At 40.2% G+C, this 13,367-nt stretch carries 13 protein-coding genes; 6 read left to right on the top strand and 7 right to left on the bottom strand.

From position 1 onward, the window contains the following. The first annotated feature begins 47 nt into the window (after positions 1–47). Positions 48–2,588 carry an excinuclease ABC subunit UvrA gene (gene uvrA, locus HDF25_RS04060; RefSeq protein WP_184623038.1) on the top strand — a complete coding sequence of 847 codons (2,541 nt, stop codon included), beginning with the start codon at positions 48–50 and terminating at the stop codon, positions 2,586–2,588. 30 nt (positions 2,589–2,618) lie between these two features. On the opposite strand, the gene HDF25_RS04055 is transcribed toward uvrA, so the two are convergent. Both HDF25_RS04055 and HDF25_RS04050 read right to left on the bottom strand, forming a co-directional pair. Beyond that, the gene (locus HDF25_RS04055; protein WP_184623036.1) at positions 2,619–3,080 is read right to left on the bottom strand and encodes a YciI family protein; all 462 of its coding nucleotides are present in this window, start codon (positions 3,078–3,080) and stop codon (positions 2,619–2,621) included. 35 nt (positions 3,081–3,115) lie between these two features. Next, positions 3,116–4,591 (bottom strand): amino acid permease, encoded by a 1,476-nt coding sequence (locus HDF25_RS04050; protein WP_184623034.1) that lies wholly within the window; start codon positions 4,589–4,591, stop codon positions 3,116–3,118. 164 nt (positions 4,592–4,755) lie between these two features. Between HDF25_RS04050 and HDF25_RS04045 the strand changes: the two genes are divergently transcribed. Then, complete coding sequence (locus HDF25_RS04045; protein WP_184623032.1) at positions 4,756–5,835, top strand: acyltransferase family protein; 1,080 nt, start codon at positions 4,756–4,758, stop codon at positions 5,833–5,835. Positions 5,836–5,992: 157 nt separating this feature from the next. Here HDF25_RS04045 and HDF25_RS04040 read toward each other — a convergent pair whose 3' ends face one another. Continuing rightward, a complete protein-coding gene (locus HDF25_RS04040) occupies positions 5,993–6,556 on the bottom strand; it encodes a dihydrofolate reductase family protein (protein WP_184623030.1) in 564 nt (187 codons plus the stop codon). A gap of 207 nt (positions 6,557–6,763) precedes the next feature. After that, positions 6,764–8,035, bottom strand: a complete 1,272-nt coding sequence (locus HDF25_RS04035) for an OmpA family protein (RefSeq protein WP_184623028.1) — start codon at positions 8,033–8,035, stop codon at positions 6,764–6,766. A 189-nt stretch (positions 8,036–8,224) separates the two neighbouring features. On the opposite strand from HDF25_RS04035, the gene HDF25_RS04030 reads away from it, so the two are divergent. Continuing rightward, positions 8,225–8,617, top strand: coding sequence for a VOC family protein (locus tag HDF25_RS04030; protein ID WP_184623026.1), 393 nt, complete (start codon positions 8,225–8,227; stop codon positions 8,615–8,617). A 5-nt stretch (positions 8,618–8,622) separates the two neighbouring features. Here the strand turns inward: HDF25_RS04030 and HDF25_RS04025 are convergent, their stop codons facing one another. Continuing rightward, positions 8,623–9,093: an Lrp/AsnC family transcriptional regulator gene (locus HDF25_RS04025; RefSeq protein ID WP_184623023.1), complete on the bottom strand. Its 471-nt coding sequence runs from the start codon at positions 9,091–9,093 to the stop codon at positions 8,623–8,625. 184 nt (positions 9,094–9,277) lie between these two features. On the opposite strand from HDF25_RS04025, the gene HDF25_RS04020 reads away from it, so the two are divergent. Then, positions 9,278–10,420: a histidine decarboxylase gene (locus HDF25_RS04020; protein ID WP_184623021.1), complete on the top strand. Its 1,143-nt coding sequence runs from the start codon at positions 9,278–9,280 to the stop codon at positions 10,418–10,420. A gap of 50 nt (positions 10,421–10,470) precedes the next feature. Here HDF25_RS04020 and HDF25_RS04015 read toward each other — a convergent pair whose 3' ends face one another. Beyond that, entirely contained in the window at positions 10,471–10,977 is a 507-nt protein-coding gene (locus HDF25_RS04015; RefSeq protein WP_184623019.1) for a helix-turn-helix domain-containing protein, read from the bottom strand. Positions 10,978–11,313: 336 nt separating this feature from the next. On the opposite strand from HDF25_RS04015, the gene HDF25_RS04010 reads away from it, so the two are divergent. Both HDF25_RS04010 and HDF25_RS04005 read left to right on the top strand, forming a co-directional pair. Next, positions 11,314–12,204 (top strand): cation diffusion facilitator family transporter, encoded by an 891-nt coding sequence (locus HDF25_RS04010; protein ID WP_184623016.1) that lies wholly within the window; start codon positions 11,314–11,316, stop codon positions 12,202–12,204. Next, positions 12,205–12,852, top strand: coding sequence for a phosphatase PAP2 family protein (locus tag HDF25_RS04005; protein WP_184623014.1), 648 nt, complete (start codon positions 12,205–12,207; stop codon positions 12,850–12,852). Here HDF25_RS04005 and HDF25_RS04000 read toward each other — a convergent pair. Further along, positions 12,847–13,308, bottom strand: coding sequence for a GNAT family N-acetyltransferase (locus HDF25_RS04000; RefSeq protein ID WP_184623012.1), 462 nt, complete (start codon positions 13,306–13,308; stop codon positions 12,847–12,849). The two genes, HDF25_RS04005 and HDF25_RS04000, sit on opposite strands and share 6 nt — an antisense overlap. Positions 13,309–13,367: the final 59 nt, after the last annotated feature.

Raw genomic sequence — 13,367 nt, 5'->3', positions numbered from 1 at the left:
CTTTACCCGAAGCAGCCTTAATAAATGCTAAAGGCAAAATAGTTTTGATGAAAGAGAAGAAAGAGCGAGTATTTACAGGCTTTGTAAAGGTGCGCGGAGCGCGTGAGCATAATCTTAAAAATGTAGATCTTGAAATTCCAAGAGATGCCCTGGTCGTATTTACTGGTGTTTCGGGTTCAGGTAAATCTTCGCTGGCTTTCGGTACACTTTATGCCGAGGCCCAGCGACGTTACCTTGAATCTGTTTCACCTTATGCCAGGAGGTTGTTTAATCAGATGGCTATACCTGAAGTTGAGGAGATTGAAGGATTGCCTCCGGCAATTGCATTACAGCAGCAAAGGGGATCAGGCACAACCAGGTCTTCGGTAGGCAGTGTGACTACACTGTCGAATTTGTTAAGGATGTTGTATTCAAGAGCAGGTGATTATCCAGCTGGTCAGTCTATTATTTATGCAGAAGGATTTTCTCCAAATACGCCCGAAGGCGCATGTACTGAGTGTCATGGACTGGGCAGGGTATATGAGCTGACCGAGAAATCTATGGTGCCGGATGATTCCCTGACAATCCGGGAAAGAGCCATTGCTGCATGGCCTACAGCCTGGCTCGGGCAAAATTTCAGAGATATTCTGACGACAATGGGATACGATGTAGATATCCCCTGGAAGGACCTTCCTCAAAAAGACCGGGACTGGATATTATTTACTGAAGAAAACCCAGTCAGACCTGTTTATGCAGGAATGACACCGGAGCAGGTTAAGGAGGCTTTGGAGAAGAAAATGGAACCCAGTTATATGGGGACTTTTACAGGAGCGAAAAAATATGTCCTGCAAACCTTTGCCAATACGCAGAGTCAGCTGATGAAAAAGAGGGTGTCTAAATATATGCTGAGCAGTGAATGTCCTGTATGTCAGGGCAAGCGGCTTCGTCCGGAATCTCTTGCTGTTCAATTCGCCGGTTTGGATATCGCTGATTTATCCAGAGTTACTTTATCCCGGTTGAAGGCAATTTTTAGTAACTATACTGAATTAAAAACATCGCATTTAACTAGAGACGAGAAGGAGCATCCGGAGAAAGCTATAGTTGCCCAGCGTATTGCCTGCGATCTGATCGCAAGACTGCAAGTAATGCTGGATCTGGGATTGGGCTATCTTACCCTGGAGAGAAGTACACCAACACTTTCACCAGGGGAACTGCAGCGTTTAAGACTGGCCACACAGGTGCGGTCTAATCTTTTTGGTGTAGTATATGTATTGGATGAACCTTCTGCAGGGCTTCATCCGGCTGATACAGAAGCACTCCTCAGGGCTTTGGACAGACTTAAAGCTTCCGGAAATTCGTTGTTCGTTGTAGAGCACGAAGTGGATGTGATCCGTCATGCAGACTGGATTGTAGATGTTGGTCCGCTTGCTGGTGAAAAAGGAGGACATGTTTTATACAGCGGACCGCCTGAAGGAATTTTTCAGATAGAAAATTCACTGACCAGGAAATATATTTCCAGTGATCAGCCGGTCAGCGCCAGACCGGCAAGAACACCGGATAAATGGCTTCGTGTAGAAGAGCTTAGCCGAAATAACCTTCGCGATCTGGATGTTTCATTTCCATTGGGTTTATTTACCAGTGTAACGGGTATTTCCGGTTCCGGTAAAAGCAGCCTGGTAAGCCAGGCCTTAGTTGAACTGGTAGCTAGTCAGTTGGGGCAGGAGCTCACAACTGCTGTGGATGAAGAGAACACTTCGCCACTCGAGACGACAACAGTTGTCACCAGGGGAGGAAAAATCACCGCAGGGATGGAGGCAGTTAAAAGATTAGTATTGGTAGATCAGAAACCGATTGGCCGGACACCACGTTCTAACCTGGCTACTTATACTGGTTTATTTGATCATGTAAGAAAACTTTTCGCCAGTACAGAAATGGCAAAAAGCCGTCGTTATGATGCCGGTCGTTTTTCTTTTAATGTCGTAAAAGGCCGTTGTCCGCATTGTGAGGGAGAGGGATTTGTAATGGTCGAGTTATTGTTTCTGCCAAGTGTTTATGCTCCTTGTCCAACCTGTAAGGGAACGAGGTACAATAGTGAAACACTGGAGGTAAAATATAAAGAAAAGAATATTGCAGAAGTATTAGGAATGACGGTAGATACTGCCTGCGATTTCTTTAGTGCAGAACCACAGGTATATCGTGCGCTGGATGTAGTCAGACAGGTTGGGCTGGGTTATCTGAGGTTAGGTCAGCCTGCTACGGAACTTTCCGGTGGAGAAGCACAGCGGATTAAACTGGCCAGTGAGTTACAGCGTGTCCAGCATGGTAGTACACTTTACATACTGGATGAACCTACTACCGGACTTCATCCATCTGATGTAGAGAAACTGATGATACAGCTCGATAAATTAGTAGAACAGGGGAATACGGTTATTGTGGTAGAACATGATATGCGGGTGATTGCAGCAAGCGACTGGGTCATAGACATTGGCCCGGGAGCCGGAGAAGATGGTGGAACAGTCGTCGCTGCAGGTACACCCTGGGCAATAACGCAGGTAGCCCATAGCCGCACTGCTCCTTATTTAAAGAGTTTTTTGCCAGATAGCCAATAATTAAGTTAAAAATAGAAAAGCATATAACCGTTAGTGGCTATGCTTTTCTATCAGATGATGGATCTTTACTGTTTCTTTCAAAGCAGCCGAACCGTACCAGATAAAAAGATCAACATCCATTAGTCTGCTCTGGATAACCGGATCAGTGTCTACTAATTTCTTTGCTTCTTCGATTGTGGCCACATCAAATATAAAGATGCCCCGGTAGTTTTTATTATTTTGATCAAATGGTCCGGCCACGATCAGTTTGCCTTCCTTAACGAGCCGGGTGATATTCGCCATATGACCTTTAAAAATACTATCCTGTTTTGTCCTTGAATAATCCTTTGCTGTACCTGTTTTCAGGATCGCCATCACATAGGTTTTCATCCCGTTTTCATCGGCCCCAAGTTCCTTTGCCAGTTTAGCATCGTAGCTTTTATTAAGCTCCTGAGCAATAGCAGACAGGCAGGTAAAGGTTAACAGTAACAGAATCAGCAGTTGTTTGTTCATGAACATAAATATAAAGATTGTTATCTCTGAGTAAGCTATTTATTTTCAGAAACTGACGAAGTTATTTCCTGAAGCTTCCTTAATTTGCTGTTTTTCTTTCCATACAGAAAGTAAAAAGCTATTCCTAAAGCCATCCATATAAAAAGGCGCTCCCAGCTTTCTATAGGTAAACCAACCATTAAACAAACACAAACCCCAATTCCCAATAAGGGAACGAGAGGTACAAACGGAACGCGGAATGATCTTGGAATTTCAGGATTGGTACGTCTTAAAATAATAATACCCAGAGCAACTAAAGAGAACGCAAAAAGGGTCCCTATACTGACCATGTGTCCTAAATCCGAAATAGGAACCAGGCCAGCCAGTATACTTACGAATACCAGGAAAAAAAGATTGCTTTTCCATGGTGTTTTAAACCTGGGATGAATATTACTGAAAAACTCTGGTAATAGTCCGTCTTTTGACATACTGTAGAAAACACGGGATTGTCCCATCAGCATCACCAGGATTACTGAAGTATAACCAGCCAGAATGGCTACGATCAGGGCACTATTCAAAAAATGCAACCCGGTAACCGCGAATGCAGTTGCAGCGGGACTGGCGTCTCCCTTAAACGCAGTATAAGAAACCAGACCTGTCATGACATAAGAAAAAGCCACATATAAAATGGTTGCAACAACTAAGGATCCTATAATTCCTATTGGCATATCTTTCTGTGGGTTTCTGGCTTCCTGTGCAGCCGTAGAAACGGCATCAAAACCTATGAAACCAAAAAAGACAACTGCCGCACCCCTGACAATACCAGACCAGCCAAAATGCCCGAATTCTCCTGTGTTTTCGGGGATAAAAGGAGTGTAGTTATCTGTATTTATAAATGACCAGCCTAATGCAATGAAAAGGATAATTACGCTGATTTTCAGGATGACCAGCAAGTTATTGATGGTTGCAGATTCTTTAGTTCCTTTAGCCAGAACCAGAGATAAGAGCACAACTATAAAAACAGCGGGCAGATTGATGATGCCGCCGTTAAGCGTTGTCCCATCTGCAAGTTTTACAGGATCAAAAGGTGAGCTGGTTAATGAAGGAGGCAGGTGGATATGAAACTGTGCCAGCAATTTAAGGGCATAACTTGACCAGCTGACAGCAACAGTCGCCGAAGCGAGAGCATATTCAAGTACCAGATCCCAACCAATTATCCATGCCATAAACTCACCCAGGGTAGCGTAAGTATAGGTATAAGCAGAGCCTGCTACGGGTATCATTGAAGCATACTCTGCATAACATAACGCACAAAAAGCACAGGCTATACCTGCGAGGATAAATGAGAGAATTACTGCCGGACCGGCATTTTCTGAAGCGACGATACCTGTAAGTGAAAATATACCTGCACCAACGATTGCACCAATACCCAGCGCAATCAGATTATAAGGCCCCAATGTACGGCTTAGCTTGTTTTCGCCATCAGTTTTTTGTTCTTCCAGGAGTAGTTTAATAGGTTTTTTTAAAAGCATATCTAATTTTATGGGGTCAAAGGTATAAATATTCTAAAATAAACTACTAAATAAGTAGTCTTTATTTGTGTGGCTTACCAGATCGTCAATTTCTCCTTATTTAAGGGAATAGTTTAGTCAGCAGGTCTTGTATTATGGCGTAGATTCTTTTATTATATTGCACGATGAATAATAAAGCTAAGCAACCCAGAGAGCTTAATATTGAATTACTGAGAATTGTCTTGATGATACTGATTGTCTGTCACCATTTTTTAATGCGTGGGAGAGGACTTCATCTATTGTATACCTCGGGGAGCACCCATATCAATAACGATGCATTACAGGGACTTTTTATGGACAGTTTTTTGATCATGACCGTGAACTGTTTTGTATTTATTTCCGGCTATTACGGAATTAAATTAAGGGTTAAGACTATCTTAAGTTTGCTCATACAGGCAATTACTTATAGTATTGGGATTGATATCGTTTTTTGTCTCTTCACTGGTGAACAGATGACGATGGACTCGGTTTGGAATGGTTTATTATCTGTACCCAATGGGCAATGGTGGTTTATTACAGCCTATTTTTTCCTTTATTTGCTCAGTCCTTTTCTGAATCTGGCAAAACAGTATCTGACAAAGTTTCAATTTCTATATATCCTTGGTGTACTTACACTGATCAATTTTATCATAGGTTTTACACTCGATCCATCACCATTAGGCGTATTAAACGGATATTCATTGCTGAGTTTTATCTGTGTGTATTTTTATGGGCAGGCCTTCAGTACCTATATCAGTTTTAACAAAGGAAAATTATTCTGGTTATGTTCTTATGTGATCTGCTCCTTATTAATCTTTACCATGTTTGACGCGGGACTGAAATACTCGACTGTGGATATGGCCTGGAAAGCCTTTTCTTATAATAATCCTTTGATAATGGTTTCGGCAGTTTCATTCTTTTTCTTCTTTAAGAACCTTAGAATTTCTTACGCTAAAATATCATTTTTCTCGTCTTCAGTACTGGCAATTTACCTGATTCATGAACATCCGAGGTCGGCCGATTTTCTGACTGATCATTTAAACAGTTTTGCAACAACCTACAAAATTGGAAATGTATATTTTACTTTCCTTTTGATTGCGGTAATGTTGTTTGTTGCAGGCACTATGGTCGAAAAAATCAGGACAGCAGTAACAGAACCATGCCTGGATTACCTTGTCCGAAAATTCAACCTCGGCAGACTGGATAGCGAAATGATCAAAAAATAGAGAAGGCTTCGGGTTGTAGTCGGGTACTGGTCGTGATATGTGCATACTCAGAACGCTCTGAGAGCATGGTGAGTCCATGCTTTTCAACTAGTTAAAATACATGGACTCACCATGCACTCATCCCGACCAGTACTCGAACACAACCCGAACAATTGTCTTATACTGGCAGGTATTTATGAAGTACTTTCCCATTTTTAAAAGTGACTGAACTTTCTAAGTTTAGAATTTTTCTTTCCTTAAAAATAGAAAGTCCGTTCCCGATAGCAACCGGGTTCCTGATAATAAAGTATTCATCAATCAGGTTCAGGTCGATCAGCGAACTTACAAAGCTGGCACCGCCATAAACCATAATGTCTTTACCTGGTTCTTTTTTCAGTGCCTGTACTGCAGTTGCCAGGTCGCCGTTTTCAACTTCTACGTTTCTACCGGTAATGGCTGTTTGTGTATGGCTAAAAACAACCTTACGCATATTTACCATGAGTTGCGCTAAAGGCTGTGTTGGATTGTCGGGTTGGTTATCCACTACATTTTCCCAGTGATCAATGAATCCCCGGGTCATTTTGCGTCCCAGTAAAATAGTATCACAGCTTTCGGCGAGTTCAATTATTGTCCGGAAACCGACTTCATCTGGTCCGGCAAGCCATACCCAGTCCTGCTCACCATTCGGTCCAGCTACAAAGCCATCAATGGTCATTTGTACCTGTAATTTTAATTTTCTCATAGAAATCGTTTTAAAAATGATTGTGGATCTTTCTATCCTAAATATCTGTAGAATGTTTAGGATAGAAAGGGTATGATTGAGACAAATCAGGAGGTGATTCGTGTCATATTGCAGGTAAGAATATATAAACAAATACCCCCTATCTGATTTAACAGATAGGGGGTATGGTTTAATTAAATAATTCTAACCAGTTCCAGGATAGGTGTTTTATAATTTTATAAATTCTACACGTCTGTTATTTGCTTTTCCTACGGCAGTAGTATTGTTATCGATAGGCTGAGTTTTACCTTTTCCTTCAGTTACAATTCTTGAGCCGTCAACACCGTAGTTGGCAGCCAGAATTGCTTTTACGGCATCCGCTCTGCGTTTTGAAAGATCCAGGTTAAGTTGTGCTTCTCCATCACTGTCTGTATGGCCTACAATTTTAACCTTGATTTTAGTATCTTCATTTAAAACGTTGGCAATGTCTTGCAAAGCTCCGTTTGACTGTGGTTTAATCTTGTCTGAATTGGAATCGAACAGAATACCATGTGTAACAAATTTACCCGTGGTAATTAATTTGTTCCTTGTATCAGGTGCGCCTACGGCCAATCTGATATTGCTCACATAAAATACTCCGCCTTTTTTATCATAGTCTGGCTCGAAAGCACCGAAAATCAGTGAATTGATGATGGCGTCTGATTCAATTGCCCGGGGCAGATCCAGTAATTTCGTGCTGTTCAGGTATACTCTTACTCTTTGCTTCTGGCGCCAGATAGAAACTGTTGCCATTGTTTTGTTCGGCGCATGGAATATATCTGTAATGTCATTAATGCTAGATGAACCCAACGCATTAGTAGAATAGCCCATGCTTCCGGTATAATCTCCATTTTGTGGTCTCAGGTCTATTTTTATACCTGGAACACTGATATTGCTGTTGCTGTAACCATTGTCAAATTTATCATTATCACTCTTTGAAGCTGCCAGTGCGATGCTCAGACTTCCAATATTACTGATCCCATTGCTCACCAGTACATCAAGCTGAAGGGTGAAATTGTCCGGAAGATTCGGGATATATTCAGGATAGAAAACTCCGTTTTGTTTCATCGCCAGCCATTTTCCAGGATGGTTACTCAGCGTGACTACTTCGGCAGAAGTCTTGGTATTCCATTTAGCAGGAAATTCACCAATAGCATCACCAGCAAAATTTTCCTCTATAATTATCTTTTCCCCTGGTACAAAGTCAAACCTGGAATAGGCTTTGATATCTTCTGGTGCTGATCCGGAAACTGAGCTGTCCGTAGTTGTGTTTTTCCCGTCAGCAGAAGTACCAGTGGCAGGTGTGTCTTTACTCTTCTTCCCTGTACCTGTGTTATCGATAGTTTTATCAACAGCATCATTTACTTTTTGCTGAACTTTATTTTTCAGACGCTCAAAAAACTGAGCTTTAGCCTGGCCGCACAAAGCACAGGCTATTAAAATTATGGCTATCTTCTTCATTAGAATTAAAATTGTTGTCCTGAGGTAAATTCGGTGCTAATTTCAATCAAATTATTGAAATTTTATAGTATGCAGAGAGAATTATTTATCAGCTAATCCGATGTAGTTTCCAGTAGATGAAAGTGGCTGGTAAGGTTGAGAGATCGAATTGGATTTTTTGTTATATTTAAATAAACAAAACTGATCATTATGAACTTTAAGCATGCCGTAAGCTGGTTTGAGATACCAGTTCTGGACATTAACAGGGCCCAGAAATTTTACGAAGCTATTTTTGATATCCAGATGATACCAATGGATATGCCTGGCTATGAAATGCGTTTATTTCCATTGGAGGATCCAATGGATGTAGGAGGGACTTTAGTAAAAAGTGATGACTTTCATCAGCCATCTTCAAACAGCGGTACGCTTGTTTATCTGAATGCAAATCCGGATGTTCAGCTGGTTTTAGATAAGATAGAAGCAGCGGGAGGTAAGATTACTGTTCCAAAATCTGAGATATCTCCCGAATACGGTCATATGGCTGTTTTCCTGGATACCGAAGGTAATAGAGTAGCGCTACATTCAGTTCCCCCGGGAAAGTAATAATTTTACATGTCGAAATAGAATGCAGTTTCGCGTTTAATCTCTTTGAGTACAAAACTGCTGCTCAATGTAGATATATTTGATAATGATGATAAGCGGGTGACTACAAATGTATGGTAGTCATCCACATCATCGACTACAATCTTAAGTAAGTAATCCTGGCCCCCTGCAATACATAATACTTCCAGGACTTCTTTGAAACTGATCACAGCTTCTTCAAAACTCTTCAATGTCTCTATTGACTGTTCTTTCAGGGTAACGGTGCAGAGAACAAGCAAGTGTTTTCCTAATTTTTCGCGGTTGACCAACGCGACATATTTTTCTATATATCCTTCTGCTTTTAGTCTTTTTATCCGTTCATGGGTAGGAGAAACACTAAGTCCGATCTGATGTGCAATATCTTTTGTGCTTAGGGAAGAGTCTTTTTGAAGAATATTGAGGATACGGGTATCCAGTTTATCTAATTTCTCAGTCATTGCATTTTACTGAAATGGGATTCAGCAGGGTGCAAATATGGTGTTTTTTACTGTATGATCTATTTCAAACAGTATTTTTTATTGAATATGATATAATCAAAGAAAATAATATGGTATGTGTCTAATTTTGAAGAATTAAATACCAATAATCAGAGAAGATACCCATTTAGAAAAATATATAGCAATGAAAACTCAATTGAACACACAGGATAATGATCGCCTGAGTACTTATATGCAGATGGCCGAGGAACGGTCGAAATACTTCATTGGCTATCCGATTGCACAGGATTTCGATTATTCGGAATTATACCCGCTGCTGAAATTGCCTTTGAACAATGTTGGAGATCCATGGGTAGAATCTACTTATGATCTGAATTCACGCTCCCTGGAACTGGAAGTGCTGGAGTTTTTTGCCGGATTATTTAATGCGCCAGATAAAAACTGGTGGGGTTATGTGACCAACGGTGGTTCTGAAGGGAATCTATATGGTTTATACGTCGCCAGAGAATTATACCCGAATGGAATTGTTTATTATTCTGAGGCTACACATTATAGCGTGCAAAAAAATATTCAATTACTGAATCTGCGTAGCATTGTGATCAGAACGCAGAAAAACGGTGAAATGGATTACGACGATTTAAATGCAATGGTGCAGATGCACCGTGACCAGCCTGTTATTATTCTGGCTAACATCGGTACAACGATGATGGAGGCAAAAGATGATTTACAGCAAATCCAGTCAATCTTAAAGAAACAGGCTATTAAAAACCATTATATACATTGTGATGCAGCTTTAGCAGGTACTTATAGTGCTTTATTAGATCTTAAACCTGGATTTGATTTTACACATGGTACTGATAGTATGGCTATAAGCGGGCACAAATTTATCGGATCACCGATTCCATGTGGTGTGGTTCTGGTGAAAAAGAACTATAAGGACAGGATTGGCAAGGCAATTCCTTACATCGGTACGGTTGATACGACAATCACAGGAAGCCGTAATGGACATAGTCCTATTTTTATGTGGTACGCAATTAAAAAGCTAGGTAAAGATGGATTGAAATTACGTGCATTGGAATGTCTGGAAATTGCTGCTTATACAGTTAAAAGTTTAAATGATATCGGTGTTAAGGCCTGGACTAATCCATCGGCACTGACCGTAGTATTCCCTGCTCCATCAATTACTTTAAGACAGAAATGGCAGATTGCTACAGAAGATGGAAACAGTCATATCATTTGTATGCCTGGAGTAAGCAGAGCGCAGATCGATCATTTTGTGTCTGACTTAAAGGCCGAAATAATTGAGCAGGCTGAGCTTGTCGGATAGCAGAAATTTTAAGATTAATATAAAGGGCAGGAAATTTAGTTTTCTGCCCTTTATGCTTTCAGATAAACATTTTTGCGGCCTGTTTTGTCTGCTATTTTAAGGATCCCATCATTGGCCCAGTTCAATAATATCCTTGAAACATCTGTACTCAGCTTCGTACTTCTTTTGGCTTCATTTTTTTCTTCCAGTCGTTTGATTACATCATCAACTGTGGTTTTATTACTGAAAAAATCTTCTTCAAGTAGTAAGGCCCTGACCTTTTTTGACAAGAATAACCTGTTTTTTTTATTCTCGGAAAGCTCGTAACGCGGTTTGTACTCAATCTGGATTTCGAAAAGTTTATTTAATTTGAAATTAATAGCTTGCGCATAGGCAATATAGTAATCTATGTTTGTTGCCTGGCCATTCTCGAGATTGATAATAGTTGACTGTGGAAAGCCGGTAAGATCAGAAATATCAGCTATTGAATAGCCAATCTCGGTTCTTTTTGTTTTTAAGGATGTACCGATTGCAGGTTTTGCACCTTTGACCTGATAAATTTCGCCTCGCTTTGCCATATTCAAAATGAATTAATCTATATATGTAAATGGTTAGTTTAATAAAAAGTATTTGCATAAATACATCCATTTTATTAAGTTTGATACATACTATTCGCATGATGATTATAGAATCAAAACGTGATTTTTTCGGTAACCCCTATAAACCGGCAATCTCTCCCGGGTAATAGGGAGAGTCTGGCTGGAGATTAATATTCTGGTAGATCGGCGCATAGGAGATAGTCAGGCCAGTCTTGTATCCCTATGCGCATTTTTATATTCGTCAATAGCAAAAATTTGATTTAGATATTGAGTCGGTTTGTAATTAGGATTTGTACTTTTGTTTTTTTTAAAATTATGGCAGATTTAATACACCCGTCACAGAGAGGTATGACCACGACGATGATTGGGATAGGTATCAGTATATGTTTGGTACTGGTCAAATTCAGTGCTGGTTATTTTGGTCATTCTTATGCTTTGATTGCCGATGGGGCAGAGACCAGTGCAGATGTATTAAGTTCTGTTCTTTTATGGGTAGGATTGCGCATCGCCTTAAAGCCCGCAGATAATGAGCATCCTTATGGACATGGAAAAGCCGAGCCGCTGGCTGGAATAGTAATTTCATTATTCCTGGCAGGAGCGTCCATCTGGATTGCTTTACATGCCATTCATTACATTATTACGCCACATTCTCTTCCAAAGTCTTTTACCTTATATATTCTGGCAGTCATCATTCTGATTAAAGAAGGAATGTTCAGGTATGTTTATAAAGTCGGAACAGAGATCAATAGTCAGGCAGTAAAATCGGATGCTTATCATCATAGAAGTGATGCAATTACTTCTTTAGCTGCATTTATAGGAATTGTGATTGCACTCATTGGCGGCAAAGGTTATGAAGGTGCGGACGACTGGGCTGCATTAATCGCATCAGTCATTATATTTTATAACGCTATAGTATTGATCAGACCAGCTATTGCCGAGATTATGGATACTGCACCTGGTGTTGAAATCGTAAACCAGGTCAAAGAAATTTCTGAGCAGGTCACAGAAGTTCAGGAAGTGGAGAAATGTTATGTGCGTAAGATGGGGTTTGATTATTATGTAGACCTTCATATCCTGGTTGATGCTGGTTTAACTGTAGAAGAAGGGCACCGTATTTCTCATATCGTCAAACAGAGGTTACTGGACAGTGAGATGAGGATTGCCAATGCACTTATCCATATTGAACCTTATTATAAACTTAACTAAATGGCGAATACTGTAAATACAAAAAGATGGCTGGTTGGCTTATTTTTGGTTCTGTGCTCAGGTTTTATATTCCTGACTTTCATGGTTGCCTTGTTTCCGCCATCAGCGATTGATTTGAAAATTTCTCAGGTTATCCAATCTGCTCAGCGGCCAGGTCTTGATCAGGTGATGAAGTTCATTAGCTGGTTTGGGGCTTTTCCTGTTCCTTTGTTTATATGTTTATTGGTTTCACTTCTATTTTATCTTGCCAGATTACGTCGTGAAGCGGGTTTTCTGTTGCTTACGCTGATCTCGGGACTGATTAGTACAGTTATCAAAATGTTGGTTAACAGACCAAGACCTACAGCTAATTTAGTTCGGATTGTAGAGGTCGCCAAACAGCAAAGTTTTCCAAGTGGCCATATGTTGTTTTATACCATATTCTTTGGTTTTTTGCTTATCCTGATGTGGAACCTGAAGCATATCAATCTGGCAGTAAGAATAATTACAGCTGTAATCTCAGTTTTGCTGATCCTGCTGGTTCCTGTTTCCAGGATTTATCTGGGAGCCCATTGGTTTACTGATGTATTAGGAGGGTTTATGTTAGGTGTAATTTATTTGTATGGCCTGAGCTTTCTGTATCTTAGAGACAGCCGCCCACAATTATAAATTCTTTTCCAGAAGAATAAGGTGTTTACATTGAATCCCATTTTCAAAAATAGGCAGGGGATAATGATCAATAAAGAAATCTGGTGTAATCCCTTTCAGTTCAAAACCCTGTTTCTGATATAATGCCAGTTGCCCGATACTGGAATTTCCTGTAGCAATTTTAATAGTATTAAAACTCATTTCTGCCGAAACTTCACAGGCTTTCTCAAGTAATCTTTTACCTAGTCCAATGCCCTGGTAATCGGTTCTGACCGCTATATTTTTGATCTCAATTGTGTTGGTGTCATTTGGTAACAGAACAAAAACCCCTATAGTTTCATTGGCTATTGACGCTGTAAACAGTTCAGAATGATTGATGTATGATTCTATGACCTCTATTGACGGATCGGCAAGTAAAAGAAGCTCAGTTATTTGCCCGTCTGGCCTGAGTTCTTTCTTAAATACTAAATCATGCATAGCAACCTGTATTTTTCTTCATCTAATACCTTTATGATTGGAAAAAGACAAAAATAAAC

The sequence above is a fragment of the Pedobacter cryoconitis genome (assembly GCF_014207135.1).
Classification (GTDB): domain Bacteria; phylum Bacteroidota; class Bacteroidia; order Sphingobacteriales; family Sphingobacteriaceae; genus Pedobacter; species Pedobacter cryoconitis_D.
This window is presented reverse-complemented; position numbering and strand designations above follow the sequence as displayed.

What these genes read in the sequence shown, in the direction of transcription:
- uvrA (WP_184623038.1), top strand. Translation starts at nt 48, where the DNA reads ATGAAAGAGAAGAAAGAGCGAGTATTTACAGGCTTTGTAAAGGTGCGC.
- HDF25_RS04055 (WP_184623036.1), bottom strand. Translation starts at nt 3,080, where the DNA reads ATGAACAAACAACTGCTGATTCTGTTACTGTTAACCTTTACCTGCCTG.
- HDF25_RS04050 (WP_184623034.1), bottom strand. Translation starts at nt 4,591, where the DNA reads ATGCTTTTAAAAAAACCTATTAAACTACTCCTGGAAGAACAAAAAACT.
- HDF25_RS04045 (WP_184623032.1), top strand. Translation starts at nt 4,756, where the DNA reads ATGAATAATAAAGCTAAGCAACCCAGAGAGCTTAATATTGAATTACTG.
- HDF25_RS04040 (WP_184623030.1), bottom strand. Translation starts at nt 6,556, where the DNA reads ATGAGAAAATTAAAATTACAGGTACAAATGACCATTGATGGCTTTGTA.
- HDF25_RS04035 (WP_184623028.1), bottom strand. Translation starts at nt 8,035, where the DNA reads ATGAAGAAGATAGCCATAATTTTAATAGCCTGTGCTTTGTGCGGCCAG.
- HDF25_RS04030 (WP_184623026.1), top strand. Translation starts at nt 8,225, where the DNA reads ATGAACTTTAAGCATGCCGTAAGCTGGTTTGAGATACCAGTTCTGGAC.
- HDF25_RS04025 (WP_184623023.1), bottom strand. Translation starts at nt 9,093, where the DNA reads ATGACTGAGAAATTAGATAAACTGGATACCCGTATCCTCAATATTCTT.
- HDF25_RS04020 (WP_184623021.1), top strand. Translation starts at nt 9,278, where the DNA reads ATGAAAACTCAATTGAACACACAGGATAATGATCGCCTGAGTACTTAT.
- HDF25_RS04015 (WP_184623019.1), bottom strand. Translation starts at nt 10,977, where the DNA reads ATGGCAAAGCGAGGCGAAATTTATCAGGTCAAAGGTGCAAAACCTGCA.
- HDF25_RS04010 (WP_184623016.1), top strand. Translation starts at nt 11,314, where the DNA reads ATGGCAGATTTAATACACCCGTCACAGAGAGGTATGACCACGACGATG.
- HDF25_RS04005 (WP_184623014.1), top strand. Translation starts at nt 12,205, where the DNA reads ATGGCGAATACTGTAAATACAAAAAGATGGCTGGTTGGCTTATTTTTG.
- HDF25_RS04000 (WP_184623012.1), bottom strand. Translation starts at nt 13,308, where the DNA reads ATGCATGATTTAGTATTTAAGAAAGAACTCAGGCCAGACGGGCAAATA.